This window comes from Nostoc sp. (genome assembly GCF_036919595.1).
Taxonomy (GTDB): Bacteria; Cyanobacteriota; Cyanobacteriia; order Cyanobacteriales; family Nostocaceae; genus Nostoc.
Window position 1 is genome coordinate 18,416 of the sequence record NZ_JBALCO010000066.1, and the last position, 20,623, is coordinate 39,038.

At 42.5% G+C, this 20,623-nt stretch carries 18 protein-coding genes; 7 read left to right on the top strand and 11 right to left on the bottom strand.

What is annotated here, in order from left to right:
* Positions 1–251: 251 nt before the first annotated feature.
* Positions 252–803, bottom strand: a complete 552-nt coding sequence (rimI, locus tag V7K21_RS08995; RefSeq protein ID WP_335173461.1) for a ribosomal protein S18-alanine N-acetyltransferase — start codon at positions 801–803, stop codon at positions 252–254.
* Positions 804–895: 92 nt separating this feature from the next.
* On the opposite strand from rimI, the gene lysA reads away from it, so the two are divergent.
* The 3 genes from lysA (at position 896) to V7K21_RS09010 (ending at position 4,200) form a co-directional block, all read left to right on the top strand.
* Complete coding sequence (gene lysA / locus V7K21_RS09000; protein ID WP_335173463.1) at positions 896–2,314, top strand: diaminopimelate decarboxylase; 1,419 nt, start codon at positions 896–898, stop codon at positions 2,312–2,314.
* Positions 2,315–2,527: 213 nt separating this feature from the next.
* The gene (gene cdaA / locus V7K21_RS09005) at positions 2,528–3,454 is read left to right on the top strand and encodes a diadenylate cyclase CdaA (protein WP_335173465.1); all 927 of its coding nucleotides are present in this window, start codon (positions 2,528–2,530) and stop codon (positions 3,452–3,454) included.
* Positions 3,451–4,200: an isoprenyl transferase gene (locus V7K21_RS09010; RefSeq protein ID WP_273766939.1), complete on the top strand. Its 750-nt coding sequence runs from the start codon at positions 3,451–3,453 to the stop codon at positions 4,198–4,200. Before cdaA ends, V7K21_RS09010 begins: the two co-directional genes overlap by 4 nt.
* Positions 4,201–4,706: 506 nt before the next feature.
* On the opposite strand, the gene V7K21_RS09015 is transcribed toward V7K21_RS09010, so the two are convergent.
* From V7K21_RS09015 to dnaK, 4 genes are all read right to left on the bottom strand, one after another.
* On the bottom strand, positions 4,707–4,979 hold the full coding sequence (locus tag V7K21_RS09015; protein WP_334960589.1) for a DUF3143 domain-containing protein: 273 nt from the start codon (positions 4,977–4,979) through the stop codon (positions 4,707–4,709).
* A gap of 81 nt (positions 4,980–5,060) precedes the next feature.
* On the bottom strand, positions 5,061–5,585 hold the full coding sequence (locus V7K21_RS09020; protein WP_335118804.1) for a J domain-containing protein: 525 nt from the start codon (positions 5,583–5,585) through the stop codon (positions 5,061–5,063).
* A gap of 315 nt (positions 5,586–5,900) precedes the next feature.
* Positions 5,901–6,896 (bottom strand): J domain-containing protein, encoded by a 996-nt coding sequence (locus V7K21_RS09025; RefSeq protein WP_335173467.1) that lies wholly within the window; start codon positions 6,894–6,896, stop codon positions 5,901–5,903.
* 125 nt (positions 6,897–7,021) lie between these two features.
* The gene (gene dnaK / locus V7K21_RS09030; protein WP_335173469.1) at positions 7,022–9,100 is read right to left on the bottom strand and encodes a molecular chaperone DnaK; all 2,079 of its coding nucleotides are present in this window, start codon (positions 9,098–9,100) and stop codon (positions 7,022–7,024) included.
* A gap of 318 nt (positions 9,101–9,418) precedes the next feature.
* Between dnaK and V7K21_RS09035 the strand changes: the two genes are divergently transcribed.
* Positions 9,419–10,267: a M28 family peptidase gene (locus tag V7K21_RS09035; protein ID WP_335173471.1), complete on the top strand. Its 849-nt coding sequence runs from the start codon at positions 9,419–9,421 to the stop codon at positions 10,265–10,267.
* A gap of 160 nt (positions 10,268–10,427) precedes the next feature.
* Here the strand turns inward: V7K21_RS09035 and V7K21_RS09040 are convergent, their stop codons facing one another.
* The 5 genes from V7K21_RS09040 to hisG all read right to left on the bottom strand — a co-directional run bounded on the left by V7K21_RS09040 (position 10,428) and on the right by hisG (position 18,089).
* Positions 10,428–11,339, bottom strand: a complete 912-nt coding sequence (locus V7K21_RS09040; RefSeq protein ID WP_335173474.1) for a hypothetical protein — start codon at positions 11,337–11,339, stop codon at positions 10,428–10,430.
* A gap of 144 nt (positions 11,340–11,483) precedes the next feature.
* Positions 11,484–13,763 carry a hybrid sensor histidine kinase/response regulator gene (locus tag V7K21_RS09045; RefSeq protein WP_335173476.1) on the bottom strand — a complete coding sequence of 760 codons (2,280 nt, stop codon included), beginning with the start codon at positions 13,761–13,763 and terminating at the stop codon, positions 11,484–11,486.
* A 5-nt stretch (positions 13,764–13,768) separates the two neighbouring features.
* Entirely contained in the window at positions 13,769–14,218 is a 450-nt protein-coding gene (locus V7K21_RS09050; RefSeq protein WP_442947792.1) for a response regulator, read from the bottom strand.
* Positions 14,212–16,773 carry a GAF domain-containing protein gene (locus tag V7K21_RS09055; RefSeq protein WP_335173478.1) on the bottom strand — a complete coding sequence of 854 codons (2,562 nt, stop codon included), beginning with the start codon at positions 16,771–16,773 and terminating at the stop codon, positions 14,212–14,214. The genes V7K21_RS09050 and V7K21_RS09055 overlap by 7 nt, the downstream gene beginning before the upstream one ends.
* A gap of 671 nt (positions 16,774–17,444) precedes the next feature.
* Positions 17,445–18,089, bottom strand: coding sequence for an ATP phosphoribosyltransferase (hisG, locus tag V7K21_RS09060; RefSeq protein ID WP_335173480.1), 645 nt, complete (start codon positions 18,087–18,089; stop codon positions 17,445–17,447).
* Between the two features lie 76 nt (positions 18,090–18,165).
* Between hisG and rppA the strand changes: the two genes are divergently transcribed.
* On the top strand, positions 18,166–18,846 hold the full coding sequence (rppA, locus tag V7K21_RS09065) for a two-component system response regulator RppA (protein ID WP_335173491.1): 681 nt from the start codon (positions 18,166–18,168) through the stop codon (positions 18,844–18,846).
* Between the two features lie 30 nt (positions 18,847–18,876).
* Here rppA and V7K21_RS09070 read toward each other — a convergent pair whose 3' ends face one another.
* Positions 18,877–19,290 carry a hypothetical protein gene (locus V7K21_RS09070; protein WP_335173482.1) on the bottom strand — a complete coding sequence of 138 codons (414 nt, stop codon included), beginning with the start codon at positions 19,288–19,290 and terminating at the stop codon, positions 18,877–18,879.
* 293 nt (positions 19,291–19,583) lie between these two features.
* On the opposite strand from V7K21_RS09070, the gene V7K21_RS09075 reads away from it, so the two are divergent.
* The gene (locus V7K21_RS09075) at positions 19,584–20,063 is read left to right on the top strand and encodes a Panacea domain-containing protein (RefSeq protein WP_335173484.1); all 480 of its coding nucleotides are present in this window, start codon (positions 19,584–19,586) and stop codon (positions 20,061–20,063) included.
* Between the two features lies 1 nt (position 20,064).
* Positions 20,065–20,589: a type II toxin-antitoxin system PemK/MazF family toxin gene (locus V7K21_RS09080; protein ID WP_335173486.1), complete on the top strand. Its 525-nt coding sequence runs from the start codon at positions 20,065–20,067 to the stop codon at positions 20,587–20,589.
* Positions 20,590–20,623 lie beyond the last annotated feature (34 nt).

The following is a 20,623-nucleotide window of genomic DNA, read 5'->3' on the forward strand; positions in this document are numbered from 1 at the left end:
AAATATTTCAATATAAATAAGCGCAGCAAAGTTACATTTTTTTGCTGAAGCTGATCACAAGCCTCGATAATTCAAAATTAATAACCCCTAACGAAGTAGAGCAGCGTAAATAATTAAAGATTTGTAGGTAAGGATTCAGCCTCGAAGTAGGGCTAAAGCCCTTTATAAAAGACCTTACGCGAACACTACAAGTTAAATTCCACATTTTTTACATTAATTAACATAGTTTGATTTATTCTCGCCTACCTCTCTTACTTAAAAAGCAAGTGCCAAGAGGATTTGTCCAAGCGATCGCTAACTAAGGTATACCAATTGTCCAAAGTCTTTTTAAATTGGGGGTGTTGCAGATCTGACATCCAAAGGATTAGCGCATCCTCACCGTTATCTTGGTAGTAACGCCGTCGCCGCCCAGCTGTTTTGAAGCCAAATTTTTGATATAAAGATATTGCCGCCAAGTTAGAAGCTCGGACTTCGAGGGTAGCTCGCTCCAAACCGCGATCGCAAGCTGTCTTAATGAGTGAATATAGTAAAGCTGCACCCAAACCTTGACGATGATATTGGGGATGAACTGCCAAAATTGTAATGTGGGCTTCCTCTAGAATTGACCAAAAGCAACCCATTCCTAGCAAACTTATGGTAGAGAACCGGGAAAATAAACCGAGTAAATCGCTGTTGGGACTATCCAATTCTCGTTTGTAGCCCTCCAGAGTCCAAAGTCCGCCAAAACAGGCTTGATCGAGTTCTAGTATTGCACTGAGATTTTTTGGTGTCAGTAATTTAATTTCTAAGTCTGATGAGATCACATTTATTGAATAAGATTACAAACCCTTTGTAAACTGGGAATCGGGAGACGAATTCAAAGCCCGTAATTTGAACAAGGACAACTTTTATATTTATGGTATCGACTCACCCTACTGGGGTTCAACATTCTGGAAGTCAATATTTACCTCAAAAATACGACACCAACGCAAATCCATCGCCTAATCAAGAACTTTTACCCTTGAGTGCCAAAGTTCATAACCATGACCTTCTAGAAATTGGTGGGTGTGATGTCACAACCCTAGTTGAGCAGTTTGGTTCACCTTTATATATTTTAGATGAAGAAACCCTGCGTTCGGCTTGTCAGCAATACCGAGATGCTTTCAAACAGTACTATAAGGGCGAATCTCAAGTATTGTATGCCTCAAAAGCTTGGAATTGTTTAGCAGTTTGTGCGATCACAGCTTCTGTTGGGCTAGGAATCGATGTAGTTTCTGGAGGCGAACTTTACACCGCCCTGCAAGCGGGTGTTAGTCCCAATAAAATCTACCTTCATGGAAATAATAAATCTCGTGAAGAACTAATTTTAGCGATCAAGTCTGGTGTTACCATTGTGGCGGATAACTGGCACGAGTTGCGTACCCTTGTCGAAATAGCCCAACCTACTCAAGCAATCCGGATCATGCTACGGCTAACTCCGGGTATTGAGTGTCACACCCATGAATATATTCGTACGGGACATTTAGATAGCAAATTTGGCTTTGATCCCAACGATTTAGATGAAGTGTTTACTTTTGTTAGTCAACAACCTGCCCTTGAGTGTGTAGGGGTACACGCTCATATTGGTTCCCAAATTTTTGAGCGTCAACCGCATCAAGATTTGGCCGCTGTCATGGTGCAGTGGCTGCGGGATGCCACAAAGTATGGTTTAAATATTACAGAGTTAAATGTTGGTGGCGGTTTGGGGATTAAGTATACAGAATCAGACGATCCCCCCAGCATTGAAGAGTGGGTGAAGGCAATTTGTGAAGTAATCCAAGAAGCTTGTGCAGCCGAAAATCTGCCTTTGCCGAAATTACTTAGTGAACCAGGGCGATCGCTAATTGCCACAGCTTGCGTCACTGCCTATACTATTGGTTCATCCAAAGTTATCCCAGAAATTCGTACCTACGTAGCGATCGATGGGGGAATGTCCGATAATCCTCGCCCAATTACTTACCAATCAGTTTATCGGGCAGTAGTTGCTAATAAAATGTCTTCTCCTTTAACCGAAACAGTCACAATTTCTGGGAAACATTGTGAATCAGGAGATATTCTGATTAAAAATGCACTACTCCCAAAAACTGAACCAGGAGATATTCTCGTAGTTATGGGAACTGGTGCGTACAATTACAGTATGGCATCTAACTACAATCGCTTGCCCCGATCGGCAGCAGTTGTAGTGACGAATGGCGAAGCAAATTTAATTTTGCAACGTGAAACTTATCAAGACTTAATTCGACAAGATCGCCTACCAGAAAGACTCAAAAGTCAAGAGTTAGGAGTTAAAAGTTAGGAATTAGGAGTTATACCGATTATCTATAAGGGTGCTCCAGAACTTGGGGATTTTGCCCCAAGTGTGACCAAGCTTGATTTTGTGCAGTTTCACAAAGAATTGGTATTAGGAGTTAGGAGTTGTCAATTAAAGGTTTTTTCATAACTCATAACTCATAACTCTTCACTCCCAACTCATAACCGTAATTAGAGGCAAAAGTTTAATCCAGATGTCATGAGAGATTGGTGGAAGCAATGGCTGACAAACCTAGGATGGTCACAGTCCTTGCTACTTGGGACTCTGGATATTGTGTTAGTGCTGGCGCTGACATACATGATACTAATTATTATTAGTGAGCGCCGGACACTGTGGATGGTGCGGGGATTCATTATCTTAATGCTTGCCTCAACACTAAGTGGCAGATTAGGACTACCTCTGCTAAGTTTTGTACTGGAAAAGTTGGTGATTGGTTGTGCTGTAGCAATGGCAGTTGCTTTACAGTCAGAGTTTCGACGGTTTTTGGAACAATTGGGGCGTGGCGAATTCCGCCAGTTGTTTCAACCCGATCGGCTGGCAATCCCTAAATCTGATAGTGTAATTGATGAAATTGTTGAGGCTGTTAAAGAATTGTCAAAAAACCGCATTGGAGCTTTACTAATTTTGGAAACCACAGGGCAAATTGATGAGCGAGATTTTTCTGTGCCAGGAGTAAAGCTAAATGCGGAGGTTTCTAAAGAACTGATCCAAACAATTTTTCAGCCAAAAACTTTGTTACACGATGGAGCAACATTGATTCGTGGCTCACGGCTTGTGTCATCGGGTATAATTTTACCACTTTCGGGACGCACAGCCTCGCGCCAGTTAGGAACACGCCACCGAGCGGCAATGGGAATTACTGAGCGGGTCGAAAATTGCATTTGTGTCGTTGTATCTGAAGAAACGGGTTCCATTTCCTTAGCGGAACGAGGAACCCTAAATAGACGGCTGACGATTAAAAAACTCAAAGAGTCATTAGAAGAGGCTCTTTTGTCTCCAACTGTGGATAGGGAAGCTGTTGCTCCTGGTGTGTTGAGTTTTGTACGTCAGATAGGTGGGAAAACACTAGCACTGGTTTCACGTTTACTCAGATTACCATCGACCGCTTCTCGAGATAAAAAATGACAGCACAACAAACTAAATTGCAAGATTTGCCTACTGACTTAAAACGAGAACTATTGCCGCAGCATGTTGCGGTGATTATGGATGGCAATGGTCGATGGGCTAAACGTCAGGGGTTGCCCCGGATTATGGGTCATAAGCGAGGAGTAGATGCTCTCAAGGATTTACTTCGCTGTTGTCAGGATTGGGGAATTCAGGCGCTGACGGCTTATGCTTTTTCAACAGAGAACTGGAAAAGACCGCAGGAAGAAGTGGATTTTTTGATGACTCTGTTTCAAAGAGTTTTGCGCCAAGAACTGCGGGAAATGGTCGAAAAGAATGTTCAAATTAAGTTTGTGGGAAATTTGCAAGACTTGCCACGATCGCTCCAACAAGAAATATCCCGTTCAATGGCAGAAACTAAGGATAATCGTGGTATCCGGTTTTCGGTGGCAACTAATTATGGCGGACGGCAGGAGATTTTACAAGCTTGTCAGGCGATCGCAAAACAAGTCCAACAAGGTCTGCTACAACCCGATGAAATTGATGAACAAGTATTTGAGAGCCACTTGTACACAGCAGGAATTACTGACCCAGATTTGTTAATTCGCACAAGTGGAGAAATGCGCCTCTCAAATTTCCTGCTCTGGCAAATGGCTTATGGAGAAATTTACATTACCGATACTCTCTGGCCAGATTTTGACCGCGCTGAGTTTCACCGTGCTTTGTGTGCCTACCAGCAACGGGAGCGGCGGTTTGGGAAAGTGTAAAATAGTGCTGAGTAAAAGACGCGATTATCTTCTTAAGAGAAGCCGCTCTCCGAGCGTCTACGCGTCTGTACAAGAGTGCTGTGTAATAATTTATTCAGTAGGGTGGATATTGCTTTCAATCATTTTGACGCGATCGCACATTAATTGCAAGCGATCGCTTTTGTCAGCTATACGTACTTTACAAGATTGGTGATCGCAGTAATCTGCTGGTGAAGTTCGGAGTCATTCATGCTCTATTTTTAGTATTAGAGGCGCGATCACATATCTTAATTTATTCAGTTTATGCAGATTCTTTTTGGGAAGGAACAGAAACTAGATTCTCGTTAGCCAGTTTTCTGATTCAATGTTTTCTCCTGTGTTGCTCATAATCGCCTGATCGCTCCCGATCACTTCTCAACTAAAATAATGAGCGATAGCACTAGTTTTACGCTAAACAAATTTTACATATGGAAATGCGATCACTATCGACTTTCCTAAATTTAGGGTGAATTGTACTTAGCACTTTTTTATGGGCCTGAAAACACAGCTTGTTCTATATCATCCCGACTGAGAGAATATTTGAATGAACGTTGGATATCTTGTCCATTTTCCCCAGATTGGACATATCGCACTACAATTTGCTCAACGTCGAGCCATAGTTCAGCTTGCCAAGTAGACCGCTGTATACGCCAGCAATGTCTCTGTACATCATCTTGTTGACAGCCTTGGTCTTTTAGCCACTGTTCAATTTGTGGCAGAGGATGATTATATAGAGGGGTATCAGAGGGAAGAAGAGGCATAGGTATTTGGGATTTTAGATTTGGGACTTTCCTGCGGAACGCTACGCGAACGGCTTGGCTGAGTTTGGATTAGGAAATTTTTTAATTTTTAATTATCATAGGGGTAATTAGTTGCGACGCATGGGTAATTTGCTGTTGTACAGATGCAGTTAGTTGCAGCAAATGGGTTTGAAAAGCAGCCTCACCACGAGTTAAGCCAATGGCAACTGCTAGTAGCAGACAACCTACAAATGTTAACACCAGCATAAATAAGGCAAAGATTTCGCCAGATGATAGGGGGCGATCGCTCGCATCCAGGTAAGCTGATTTTGACCAGTCATGGGAACGCGAGACGGGATGATTCAAATCAGAGGGTGGTTGAATCACTCCAAAGCGGGAATAGCCAATTTTTAAATCGTAGCTTAACCGACTTTCTGGATGGCTAAGGGTGGCGTAGGCTTCGTTGATTTGCTGAAATTTGGGAGTGGCGATCGCAGTAGGCAAGTCTGTAGTATCAGGATGATAGCGTTTGCTCAGTTGCCGATAAGCGCGACGAATGTCGATTACCGATGCCGAGGGATGCAGTCCTAACAGGGAGTAATAAGTTGGTTTACTGCTTTGTGGCATTGCCCCGTTATGATTCACGGCTGTTTGAGTCACCTTGCAATCAAGTTTTTTCTAATATTGTAAACCTGCTAATGCCATAGAGGGCTAACCACCTTTATTCCCAGATTTGATTTCAAACCCAGAGAATCGCAGAGTTTTAGATTTAACCGATTAAATTAGCCCAAGGTTTAAAGGTTTCAACTTCGCGTTGTGTTATCCCTTTTGGATTAGCTGCCAAAATTAAGATTTGTTTGATGGAAACTTCACTCTTCATTTAATTAATTTATACAGGCAGGATATCGGATCATTAAATTATCTAGATATACTCTCTCATCCCTAAGTCAATAAGTTAGCACGGGGTTTAAAAGTTTCAATTTGCCGCAATTTTTCGTACAGTTCCTCTTCTTCTTGACTAATATTTTTCGGGGTAACTATTTGAACTTCTACTAATTGATCACCACGTTTACCGTCATCGCTGGGGTAGCCTTTATTCCCTAGTCGAAATTTTTGACCAGACCTAACTCCTGGGGGAATTGTCATTTTCACCGGACCATCCAAAGTTGGTGCTTCTACCTGTCCTCCTAAAACTGCTTCACTGGGAGTAACTGGTACTTGGCAGAGGATATTTAAACCTTCTAGCTTGAATAATGGATGAAGTTCAACGGTAATTTTTAAATATAGGTCGCCACCACCAACGCCTTGGTTCCGCAAACGAATGGTTTGACCTGTTACCATACCTGGAGGCATGTTAACTTCTAGCGATCGCCCATCTTCCAAACGAATGCGTTCATTACCACCTTGATAAGCTTTTTCTAGTGGGAGCGTTAATCTAGCTTCTATATCCCGACGGGTAGTGCGAGGTGGGGTGTTAACAGTGTAGGCAACTTTTGTTCTAGGGGAACGAAAAGGATCGCTAGTATTGCCATTACTGGAGTTACTTGTGCCATTCTTATTTTTGACGCCGATAACTTGATTAATAAAGCTTTCAAAGTCAGAAAATTGGCTCGGATCTACGTCCTGATTACTATTGCGATCGCTTTGGCTACTCTGCCAAGTTTTAGTCTTTGGCGTCTTAGGGCTGCCCGCAAAACCTTTTTGCTTCCAGTAGCGGCTAAACTGGTCATACTGCGATCGCTTGGCTGGGTCTGAAAGGACTTCATAAGCCTCGCCGATATCCTTAAATTTTTCCTCAGATGCTTTGTTACCCGGATTGAGATCGGGGTGATATTGCCTTGCTAACCGTCGATAAACCTTTTTAATTTCCTCACTAGAGGCGTCTTTAGATACTCCTAAAATCTCGTAGTAATCTCGAAAATTCGGCAAATTTTGCATAGTCAGTTATTTAAATTTTAGATTTTGGATTAATTAGGAGAGACGCGATTAATCGCGTCTGTACAGGAGTTATAAGTTGGAAGATTTAATTTTTAACTTCTCACTTATAACTTTTATTAGGAGTATTACGACCAATCATTGTCTTCTTCATCATCCCAATTATCTTGGTAGCTGGGACGGGATTTGCGGGGAGGACGGCTTTCATAGGAGGAACGACTGTCTCGGCTATAGTCTTTACCGTAATCTTTCCCGTAATCTCTGCCATAGTCCTTACCATAGGAATCGCGTTCCCGATATGTATCTCTGGGAGATTCGCGTTCTTTATCCTTATCACCGCCAGTAAAAATGTCACGGATAGTACCAAACAAGTCGTCGTCTTCCTCTTCATCATAAGACTGGCGGACTTCCCGGTTTAGATCATATAGAGCATCTTGCAAGTCGGCGTAGGCTTGGTCAATACCGCGATCGCTATTTTCCTTGAGACTCTCCTTTAAATCTCGGCAAATATTATCAATTCTTTGGCGGCGGCTGCGGGCAAACTGCATACCAAATTCGAGCGCTACATCTCTGAGTTGTCGTTCTGCTTGGATAATCAACGCCTCAGAACGAGTCCGCTTTTCTACCCTTTCTTTCCGTTCGCGATCAACATCGGCGTATTTCTGAGCGTCCTGAATCATCCGATTCACTTCCGATTCGTTCAAGGTGGAAGCGCCTTGAATGGTGATACTCTGTTCTCGACCAGTGGTTCTATCTAAGGCTGTTACCTGTAAAATACCGTTAGCATCAATATCAAATGACACCTGAACTTGAGGAATACCCCGTGGCGCTGGTGGGATGCCATACAGCTTGAACCGTCCTAAAGACTTGTTGTTTGTTGCCATATCCCGTTCGCCCTGGACTACGTGAATTTCCACAGTATTTTGGTTATTTTCTGACGTAGAAAAAATATCAGAACGGCGGACTGGGATGGTGGTGTTGCGAGGAATAAGTTTTTTCATCACGCCGCCGATAGTTTCCAATCCCAAAGAGAGGGGTGTGACATCCAAAAGCAGCACATCTTTGAGTTCGCCTGCGAGAATGCCTGCCTGAATTGCTGCACCCACTCCCACTACTTCATCGGGGTTGACGTTTTCATTGGGTTCTGTACCAATCAAGTCCCGTACAAGCTGCTTCACCATTGGCATCCGTGTAGAACCGCCCACTAGCACAACTTCTTCAATGTCTCTAGGTGAGAGTCCGGCATCTTTGAGGGCGCGTTTCACTGGTGTCCGCAATCGCCCCACCAAATCACTACACAAATCTTCAAACTGGGAACGAGTCAGGCGAGTTTCTAGATGTTTGGGGCCATCTATAGTGGCGGTGATGAAGGGTAAGTTAATATCAGTGACGCTGACAGCAGAAAGTTCTCTTTTGGCTTTCTCTGCTGCTTCCATCAAACGTTGTAAGGCTTGGCGATCGCGTCTTAAGTCTACCTCTTCTGTTTCCAGAAATTGCTCTGCTAACCAATCTACAATTTTTTTGTCAAAGTCGTTACCACCAAGTTGCGTGTCTCCACTGGTAGCTTTGACTTCAAATATGCCATCGCCAACTTCCAGAATCGATACGTCAAAAGTACCGCCACCCAAGTCAAATACTAAGATAATTTCCGTCTCACCCCGATCAAATCCATAAGCTAAAGATGCAGCAGTTGGTTCATTGAGAATCCGTAGCACCTCTAAACCGGCAATTCTGCCAGCATCACGGGTTGCCTGCCGCTGAGAATCGTTAAAATAAGCGGGTACTGTAATCACTGCCCCTGTCACTGGTTCACCCAAATAGCGGCTAGCATCGTCTGCCAATTTCTTCAGCACCATTGCCGAAATTTCTTCTGGGGCGAAATCCTTATTGAGACGGGGACAGGCAACTTTAATATTACCTACTTCGTCTTTGCGGATGGTGTAGGGTACACGCTTGGAATCTGGACTAAGTTCGCCATATTTGCGCCCAATGAAGCGTTTAACTGCGAAAAAGGTATTTTGTGGATTGAGGATGGTTTGTCGCCGTGCCATTTCCCCAACCACCCTTTCACCTTCTTTGCTGAAGCCAACTACGGAGGGGGTTGTTCGCATTCCTTCTGCATTGGCAATCACCATCGGCTTGCCACCCTCCATAACGGCGACTACTGAGTTGGTTGTACCCAAGTCGATGCCGACTACCTTGCCCATGCGTTACTCTTCTCCTAAAGTGTCTTATATATTTATTATGATTGGGCGGAACTACCTCTAGCTTTGTGCTACAGGATGAAAACACCTCAATAGTATAATAGTCATCATTAAGGTAGTAAGCTAAGAAGTGCAGCTAAAGGAGATAGTTGCAAGACTAGGATAGCATTGACGATGATTAGTGTGTCCAAGCAGCCTCAATTCTTGTTATCCGCCTACTTCTATGCACTGTCTCTGCAAGTTGGTAAATGCACCTTAATAATACTTGCTCTGCAAGTTTTGAGTGCTTGAAAACCTTAATATTGCCACTATTTTAAAGAATTGAATTTAACAGAGCGATTACAAACTTCCCTAAGTGAGATAGCGCGAGAACGCGATCCTTACATGGCAACGGCTGGACATTTTTTTGTCCAAGAATACATCCGCCAGCAATTTTCCCAATGTGGGAGTGTGGAAATCCACACCTTTGAAGTCAGAGGTAAAGCTTGTAAGAACTTGATATTAAATTTACCCTCCCAAGCTAGACGACAAAAAAAGGATTTGCCACCTATTTTAATTGGTGCTCATTATGATGCTGTTCCGGGAACACCAGGAGCTGATGATAATGCCACAGGTGTAGCGGTGTTGCTGGAATTAGCGAGAAAGTTTACTGCCGAGCCTGTAAGATATCCTTTAAGGCTGGTTGCTTTTGATATGGAAGAATACGGCTTACTGGGTAGTACTGACTATGCAGCCCTGTTGCACCAACAAAAGCAACAGCTACGCTTAATGATCTCCCTAGAAATGCTGGGCTATAAGGATTATACACCTGGTTCTCAAAGTTACCCCCCTCCTCTGGAACGCTTCTACCCAGATAAAGGTGATTTTATTGCTTTAATTGGCAATTTGCGGACATTGCCTGATTTAATTGGCATGAGCCGTAATATTCGTAAAGCTGGCGTAGCTAGTCAATGGCTACCCGTGCCGAATCGAGGTTTAATAGTTCCTCAAACCAGACGTAGTGATCATGCACCTTTCTGGGATTTGGGTTATCCGGCAATCATGATCACAGATACGGCATTCTTGCGAAATCCACATTATCACAAATCTAGTGATGCGATCGCTACTTTAGATTTAGATTTTCTTCGCGGTGTATATGAAGGCTTGGAAATTGCGATTCGGCAATTGTGAAAAGTTAAGATCAATTAATAAGTTTATTTTTTGCCCTCTAAAGCATCATTCAACCTGTCGTTTCCTGCAATCATCCTAAAATCTGCGTGTAGGTTGAAACTTCCTGCCGTTGAGCGCCTGCTAACCAATTGACTTGCTGTGCCATCAAAGGACATACTTTTCAGCTACTTCCACCCACAATGTATACATAGGAACCCAAATTCTCGTCATCTGTACCAACCACTACACCGCCTTCTGCACCAGGAACAAGTTCTATACCTTCAATTTTGTGGTAATTAGAGCGGTAAAAAGGAACAAGTTGAAGATTTTGGCGCCATACAATTTTGCCACCGCTTAATCCCAGATAACCAGCGACATACACAGCCGACTGGAATGGGCCATCATCTCCAGCATCACTTGCTGAGGCGATGTAGACAATTCCTAGGGGGTCTACCTTTATATCTGAAATATGACGTACGTTGCCAGATGGAAAGGGTACTTTCAGATTGGTATAACCTGCAAGAGTAATTTGATATTTAGCTAAGTCAAACACTCCCCAAAAAATAGTTGCTGGTTGTTCTCCTTCACCGCGATGTCCCCAAATAGCAACTAATTTGCCGTCTATATTTTGTAATCCAAATGCTTCAAAATTATCTCCTTGAATAATTCCTGGTAGATTGAATTCCTTAAGAATCGAGATGGTCTTCTTAACAGGCTCTAACCTGATGTAATAAGCTTTTCCAGAACTGCTTAAAGCGACAAAAGAGGATTTTGTTTTCTTTGGAACAGATGTTAAAGCTTCTAAGTCGATGGGTAATTCTATGTTACTTGGCCAGTTCAATGGAAAATATTCCGGTTGGTTCTTACCCTTAATGCTGATGATTGCTAAACGACCTTGATTTTTTTGTTTGTTGTCATGGACAATCAGAAAATCGAGAGTATTGCTTTGCTGCTGTATCAAAGCTATACCACCAATACCAAAAGGGATACCACCGCGAACCGGACGCCAATCTTGCGCCCAAACTTGCACAGAGATGAGTAACAATGTACCCAAGATTACTATATTGATGATTAACTTAAAAAACCGAGGCATATTGATTTAGCCAAGCTGTGAGTATCGGAAAAATAAGTGTGTTAGGCGATGCTCAATCATATCAAATCTAGGTGATTCGCACCCCCATAAACAAAGTAACCTTTTGTACTCCAAGCTATCAGCTTACTTACGTAATTACTTGACTCACGATAGTACTTTCTGTAAAGAAAACAATAATTCATTGACAGTATAGGGCTTCGACAAAAATGTATTGACACCAATAGCAGCTACTGCACTGAGCTTATTATCAGACGTAAGTCCACTGCTGGCAATAATTCTGACTTGGGGGTTGATTTTTTGCAGGGTACGGATGGCAGTTAAACCATCCAGCGAGGGCAGCATAATATCCATCAGTACGGCACTAATTTTGTCCCTATATTGAGCGTATAGCGCGATCGCCTCCATACCATCACTGGCAATTAGGGTTTTGTAGTTGTGAGTTTCCAGTGATGTTCTGGTAATCTCTTGAATAGCAACTTCATCATCCACAACCAAAATCAATTCTCCATGTCCTGTCTGTGGTGGCAAATCTTCTTGAGTAATTGTTTCCATTCCCTCCACTGCTGGCAAGTAAACCTTAAAGCTAGTGCCATTTCCCGGTTCGCTATACACGTTCACAAAACCTCCGTGACTTTTAATAATCCCAAGTACGGTGGAAAGTCCTAACCCTGTGCCTTGTGCCACATCTTTTGTGGTGAAGAATGGCTCGAAAATTCTATCTAAGATTTCTCTAGGAATCCCAACTCCAGTATCAAACACAGTAATCACTGCGTATGGCCCCTCTTTGGCTTCCAGGTTCATGCGGGCATAATTTTCGTCAATCAACAGATTCTCGCCAGAGATACTCAAACTACCGCTATTAGGAATAGCATCGCGGGCGTTAACGCAGAGGTTCATCAGTACTTGATGCAGTTGAGTGCTATCTCCAGAAACCATCCACAAATCTTGCGGTACATCAGTGCTAATTTCTATGGATTTAGGAAATGTCTCTTTGAGAATTTTCGCAAGTTCCACTATCAAATGTCTCAGTTGCAAAGTGATGCGCTTCCCTTCTACACCCCGCGCAAAGGACAGCACTTGTTTGACTAAATCAGCGCCGCGTTTAGCGTTGATTTCCAAAATCTCCAGTAGATGGCGGGTGCGTTCATCTATATTGGGAAATTTGAGTGGTAATAGTTGCGCTCCTGCCAGAATCGGTGTCAGGATATTGTTAAGGTCGTGAGCAATGCCACTAGCTAGAGTGCCAATACTTTCCAGGCGTTGAGTGCGAAACAATTGGGCTTCTAGGAGTTTTTTCTCGGTAATATCTGTGTCAACGGTGAGAATTGATTTGGGTTTCCCTTGTTCATCGCATACCAGACTCCAGCGACTAGCAACAAGGATTTCCTTGCCCATTTTAGTAAGTTTAGTTAACTCACCCTGCCACTTACCTTTACTAAGAACTTGTAACAAAGCCGCTTCGATTTCTGGTGAAGGTTCGTCAAACAAAAGCTCACTAGCATTTTTGCCGCAGGTCTCTGTAGCTTGCCACCCGAAAAGTGTTTCTGCGCCTTTGTTCCAGAAGATAATTTCATTGTTTAAATCTCGCACGCAAATGGCATCTGTGGTGACATCTAGTAATGCTGCTTGTTCGCGGATTTTTTCTTCTGCCAATTTGCGATCGCGTAGCGCCGCTTGCTGTTCGCTAATATCGATACTGGCGCAAGTCACCCCGACAACTTCTTGGGACTCATTCCGCAATGGCTCCACAGTTAAGTCGTAATATCGAGTTGAATCTTTGATTGTAATTGATACTTCCTCTCGCGTTCCTATGCCAGTGGTTAACACTCCACGTTTAATTTTGATCAGATGTTGAGCATCTTCAACTGGGATAATATCCAAGTCTTGTTTGCCCAACATTTCCTCAACCGTCAATCCATCGGAGGGATTGTAAACCCAGGTGTAGCGTAACTCCATATCTTGGTTGTAGACAAAGATGGGAGAGTTTTTCAGGGCAACCCGAAATCGTTCCTCACTCTGTCGCAGTGCGTTGTCTGCCCGTTGACGTTCGATCGCATAACGCATTGAGCGCACTAGCAAATCGCCAGTTACTTGCCCTTTGAGCAAATAATCCTGCGCTCCTTGCTGCATTGCCCTAATTGCTAGGGTTTCATCGTCTATACCCGTGAGGACAATTATCGGAGTGGCTTTTGCGTGATTGTGAGTAATCACAAAGGTTTCCAGTCCCTGGGCATCTGGCAAAGAGAGGTCTAACAGAATTACATCAAAAATTTCCTTTGCTAGGTAGTTGAGTGCTTCCGAAAGCCGCACAACAGGGATCAAATCAACTACAACTGTGGTAACTTCCTTTAAAAACTCCTGTAATAAAAAGACATCACCAGGGTTATCTTCTACTAATAAAACTTTAATATTTGTACCTGCCATTTTCATTACTCCGGTGGCAGTTTTACGATCGCAAACCAAAAATTTTCTATTGATTGGACAATTCTAACGAATTGATCGAAATCTACTGGTTTAGTTATGTAACAGTTTGCAGATAAATTATAAGCTTTGAGGATGTCTTCTTGAGCTTGGGAAGTCGTCAAAACTACTACAGGAATTCGTTTGAGGTTTTCATCTGCTTTAATTTCTGCTAATACCTCCCGCCCATCTTTTCTAGGGAGGTTGAAATCGAGCAACACAATATCTGGATGGGCTGCTTTGACATATTTTTCCTGTTTTCGCAAGAATGCCATTGCCTCGACACCATCTTCGACCACATTCAAGTGGATCGGGATTTTGCTATCTTCCAGGGCAATGCGTGTCAGTTGGGCATCGCCAGGATTGTCCTCTACTAACAAAACCTGAATAGGCATAATTGCTGTTATGGTTCTCACCATTGCTTGAGAGCTCTATCTGGAATTGTGAAGTAGAAAGTCGAGCCTTGACCCGGTTTTGACTCAACCCAGATGCGTCCGCCGTGGCGTTCTATAATTTTCTTACAAATTGCCAGACCAATCCCAGTACCTGGATACTTGCTTCTACCGTGCAAGCGCTGAAAGATTATAAAAATTCGTTCAGCATACTGAGATTCCAGACCAATTGCATTATCGCACACCCAGAATAACCATTCATCTGCCGACGGGATAGAATTCAAATCTTCCCCATCTGGATTTGCACCTCTCTTTTCTACTCCGATGTGAATTTGTGGCTGCTGATTCTGGCAAAATTTGATCGCGTTGGCGAGCAGGTTTTGAAATACTTGTATCAGTTGGGTAGCATCAGCCATCACTTTAGGTAGAGAATCATGAGTGACAACTGCTTTAGTATCTGCGATCGCCAGTTGAAGATTAGCGATCGCTCCCTGTAATACAACATTACAATCAATTAGCATAAAAGGCTGTCCCCGGCTGCTGACGCGGGAATAGTTCAATAAATCGTTGATTAACGTCTGCATCCGGTGTGCCCCATCTACAGCGTAGGTGATAAACTGATCAGCATTCGCATCCAGTTGCTTTTTATATCTTTGCTCCAATAATTGTAAATAACTCGTTACCATTCGCAACGGCTCTTGCAAGTCATGGGAAGCCACATAGGCAAACTGTTCTAAATCTGCATTGGAACGCTTCAGTTCCTGACTTTGGTGGGTTTCTTGTTCTAATAGTTGCGCTTGAGATAAAGCAATCCCAATTTGGTTAGCCAGTTGCTTTAACAACTCTGTCTCAAAATTATTCCACTGTCGAGGTGCGGCACACTGATGAGCTAGCAACAAGCCCCAAATACCTCCCCTGACAAGAATCGGCACTACGAGGTTAGCCCTGACAGCAAACTGCTGAAGAAATTTTCGATGGCAGGGTTGGATATGAGCAGCTTCAATGTCTTCAATGGCACTGATTCTCCCCTGGCGATATCTTTCTAGGTATTCTACTTTAAAGCAGGGGTCGATAATATTTTCTCCTAGAATTACGGGCCAACCAGGCAGTACCGCCTCTTGCACTACTGTTCCCGAACCATCAACCTCCAGTCTAAAAATTAAAACTCGGTCAGCTTTTAATAATTTTTGTACCTCAGTAACCGAGGTTTGGAGAATTTCGTCTATTTGTAAAGATTCTCGAATTTTCAGGGTGATTTCGGCAAATAGTTGCGATCGCAGATTCTGCTGCTTTAATTCCTTTTCTACCCGCTTGCGATCTGTGATATCAGTATAAGAACCAACCATCCGTACCACATCACTTAATGCGTCCCAATGTGCCTGTCCTCGATCTAGAATCCATTTATAGCTGCCGTCTTGGCATTGGACTCGATATTCATAGACGTAAAACGGTGTTTTCTTAGCAAAGTGGTCTTGGAAAGCTTGAAGTACCGAATCTCGCTCATCGGGATGGATTCGTTTTGTCCATTCATCCCAACCATAGGAAACTTCGTGGTCTTTATACCCAAGCATTTCCTTCCACCGGGTTGAGAAGAACACTTCATTAGTCTTAAGGTTCCAGTCCCAAATACCATCATTATTACCATCTAATGCTAATTGCCAGCGTTCTTCACTCTCTTGTAGTGCTTTTGCTGTTTTGCGTCGTTCAGTAATGTCTTGGAAATAAACAGACAAGCCATCTTTTGCAGGATAGGCGTGGACTTGAAGCCAGCACTTCTGTGGCGGATAAAACGCCTCAAATTCCACACTCACCTGTTCTAATATTGCCCTGTGATACTCACGATCAAATATTGTGCCAATGATTTCTGGAAACACTTCCCAGATGTTTTTACCCAAAAACTCACACTGGGTTTTTTGCAAAAGTCGTTCTGCTTGACCATTAATGTAGGTGAATCGCCACTTTTTATCCAGGGCAAAAAAACCATCAGTAATGCTTTCGAGCAGATTATTGATGCGAGTTCTTGCGGCTTCAGATTGGGCGTGGGCTGCTTGCTCGTGCGCCAAGAGTTTCTCGCTAATTTGAGATACTTCAACTATATGACGCCTGAGTTCTAGTTGGTCAATTACCATACGACTCAGAGCTACAAGCGCCTCCACTTGTTTTTGGCTCAATTGCCGTGGAACTTGGTCAATTACACACAGAGTTCCTAACATATCTCCCCTCAGAGTAATTAGGGGTACACCTGCATAAAACCGCACATATGGATAGCCAGTTACTATTGGATTATTGGCCAATTTTTCATCAGCTAAGGTATCCAAAACTACTACAACGTTACGCTGCTCTTGGCAAAGGTAAGAGAACCCAACACTCCGGGGCATTTCTGATACATCTAAACCGACTTTTGCCTTAAACCATTGACGGTTTTCATCAATGAAATTTACCAAGGATATGGGAGTGCCACAAATAAATGCCGCTAACCGAGCTAGATTGTCGTAAGCTTCTTCGGGTTCGGTGTCAAGAATTTGATACTGGCGAAGCGCTTCTAGCCTTGCCACTTCTGTATCAATGTGTCCAGCTTTCATTAACTTTTATTAAACAATTTAAATATAATATTCAGTCAGCAGCGTGGCTATCTCAAGAATAGCTTAACCTTTTTTAATAATTGTTACTCCTTTCCCCGGCTCTGGCTTTTCAGAAAAGTCTGTTTAAAATACTACATTCACATTCAAAGCGATGCCTAGTAGCAAGCTATTCCCTATTTACGCCGCAAAGTTATTGCGACGCCGAATAGCCCGTCATAGACGATCGCTCGTTTGTATGCAATAAATGACCCCTCTCTTAAAAGCAGAGAAGCTTTGAATTTTACTCCCCAACGCTACAACAATTGGGGCTGTTCTTGTCAGGTCTGTATTGGACTCAACACAGAAGCGCTATATTCACTGTGCATGAAAAGATTCAGTTATTGCAGACTATCGGCTAGTCAGTTGTCACTATGCCAAATGTCGTTAGAAAAATCGTGAGTTTATAGCTATTTTCAGGTAAATAGACCACAGGGTAGGGACGCAAGGCCTTGCGCCCCTAAGACAGATGTGGTTCAAATACATGAAAATTGCTGTAAGAAAAAAATCGTGAGTTTAAGGAAGAAATCGTGAGTTTAAGAAAAAAATCGTGAGTTAAGTGATGAAATCATGATTTTGCTAATAAAAGCTGTGGAGCATCCCAAATGTACAAAATTCCCCTCTGACTGGAATTGTTAAACCCCTACCAAAACGGTTGACCGCAGCTTGGCAATCAGATCACTCAAATTACCCGTATTCAGGCGGTAACTCAGAGGATGAGCAATCAATCGCGCCGTGCTTTCATACAGAGTAGCAATTTCAATCAAACCATTTTCGCTCAAAGTCCGCCCTGTGGAAACCAAATCCACGATCGCTTCTGACATTCCAGTAATCGGGCCTAGTTCCACTGAGCCATACAACGGCACTATTTCCACAGGTAAATCCAGACTGTGGAAATATTCACGAGCGCAATTCACATATTTGGAAGCAACTCTACCATGCGGTAGTAAATCTAAAGGCGATCGGTAAGAACTAGATGCTTTTACCGCCACCGACATCCGACAATGCCCAAACTGCAAATCCACCAAGTGAGCAACTTGTGGCTGCTTCTCCTGCAGTACATCGTAACCAACAATACCCAGTTGTGCTTGACCATATTCCACATAAACGGGCACATCGTGCGCTCGCACCAGCAAACCTTTCGCAAGTCCCTTAGTGTCAAGAATTTGAAGTTGGCGAGTTCCTGAATCTAAAAAAGCACCAAAATCTAATCCCACAGATTGTAGCAGGCGGATGCTATTTTTAAGTAGTTCCCCTTTTGGCAATGCAACAGTCAGCATTCTTTTTATTGGTATCCTTGGTGTCTTGGCAGTTGAATAATATTGAGAATATCTCTATATGCTTACCACAAGCAGCATGAGAATTTTATTAGTTGATGATGAAGTTGAATTAACTCAACCTTTGAGTCGCTTGTTAACTCGCGAGGGTTACATTGTGGATGCCGCTTACGATGGGACAAGTGGCAGCGAACATGCACAAGTGGCCAGTTATGACCTACTAATTTTAGATTGGATGCTGCCAGGAAAAACGGGGTTAGAGATTTGTCAAGAATTGCGACGCCAAGGCAAAACCACTCCCGTGCTGTTTCTCACAGCCAAAGATACTCTAGATGACCGCGTACAGGGTTTAGATGCTGGTGCTGACGATTATTTGGTTAAACCTTTTGAACTGCGGGAGTTACTAGCCAGAGTCCGTGCTTTATTGCGTCGTTCCGGTTCCCAAGCCTATGAAACCACCACTGGACGCCTAACTGTAGCTGATTTAGAACTCGATTCTGAAAATCAAGTAGCCTATCGCCAAGGACGAATAATTGAGCTATCGCAAAAAGAAAGCCAACTGCTGCAATATTTTATGGAACACACTGGACAACTAATGACTCATGCCCAGATTATGCAAAACTTGTGGCAAGAAGAACAACCCAGTAGTAATGCGATCGCGGCATTAATTCGTTTGCTGCGCCGTAAGATTGAGGTAGGTAGAGAAACTGCGCTGATTCACACAGTCTACGGCAAAGGCTATCGTTTCGGTACTTCTTAAGTGGAGTCAGTTTAGCCGCCTATTTTAAACTCACAATGATTCGGTTAATTGGTTAGGAGAATCATTGATATTTTTCAGTCTTTGCGACTTTAATTCCTGTCGAAGTTTATTGTAGAGGGATAAATCCACAGGCATCATAATCTGTGAAATCTCCTTCCAGACACCAAGCTGATTATTTGCACCCATATCTTCCATGAGTTGCTCAGTGTAACGCAAGGAAAACGCGGCGATGCATGTCGCCCTCGCTACAACACTATGGTATTGAGTTTTCATCCAATCCATATCTGCTGCCATTTCTTGATACATTACTGACGGCGAAGGCAATAACAAGTTGCCTTTGACATACTCTAGCAGCCACCAAGCAGCAACTTCTGATGTTAACTGACTGTAGAAGCTGGTGTTATAGCCAACAAAACCCATTTGTGGAATATTAGAGTGAATCAAATAACGGTAGAGATTAAATAAATTTATGTCTTCTGTCGCTCAGGAGTATGCCTATGAAAGGAATTGTCCCAACGGCTTACATACTAGTCAATTGTAAAGTTTTAACAAGCTTGTTGAATATATACTAAAATTAGTAGTACGTTTCAACTAAATATTGAGCTAACAAGATTGCATTATTGATTATTTGTAAAATGTTTATCTGGTACACTAATAAACAGTTCTTAGCACGAATATTCATTATGTATATCAATGCTTAACCAACAACTTATCAACAATCAGAAGAACAAAGAGCTATGCTGGACAAGCTCATAAAGTATTTTGTCTACGAGACAAAAGGGTATATCACAAAAACACAACTAATTAAGTTTTTGTATTTGGCTGACCTTTACTCTGTTAAATGGACGGGAAAGCAGCTTACTGAACTAGACTGGTATTCTTATAAATATGGACCTTGGCATGAGGATATAGATGCTGCTTTAAATAAAATGAATGGAAAAGAGATTATTCAAGAATCTCACTCTAATACAACGTTCATCAAACTTGGTGCTGAAACGGTTAGTTCAGATGATCTGGAACTGCCTGTGAGTCTCAAGCTGGTGCTTGATAATATTACAAGAGAGTGGGCTGGTTCAGATAAACTGAGTCAGTTACTAGATTATGTATACAGTACTGCTCCAATGCTTGAAGTTAAAGGTATCCATAAACCAGATGAAAAAGTTCGGCTTAACTTACAAACGGAAAGAGAAAAATTAATAAGTGAATTAGGATTATAAAGTGGCTGGATATAGACCTCGACAAGGTTGGATATATTTAATAAATCCCCATAAAGTATCTCTTTGTTGCACGTCAGGTCATAAATATAATTATGACCTAAATGAACCGGGTGAGCTAAAATGTAAGGCTATCTCCTGCACGCTGCAAATTAATTCTAGTCGCGTTTTTAGGGGAGAGCATCCTCACATTATTTGGACAAATGACCAATTTCAAGATGACTGTAACTATATACAAACTTTTACGCTTATTCCATTAACTTCAAAAGAAACATATAAAGGTTTACCAACAGTATATCCAATTAAACGTACAAGCAAAAATGGTCTTGAGCAGAATTACTTTGCCTTAGTGCATCAGATATGTACTGTTGATGCTAATTGCTTTAAAGACTCAGCAGGAAATTGGTTAAACCGAATTGGACAACTAGAACCACTAGACAGAGAGGCTATAGAAAAACGTTTAAAGTATTTTTGTAACTGCCCAGGTAGGAATGTCAGGAATATTCCCATGAGGGAAGAAAGATGGTAGTGTTCAAGCATGAATCCAGAAGAAAAAGATCAAA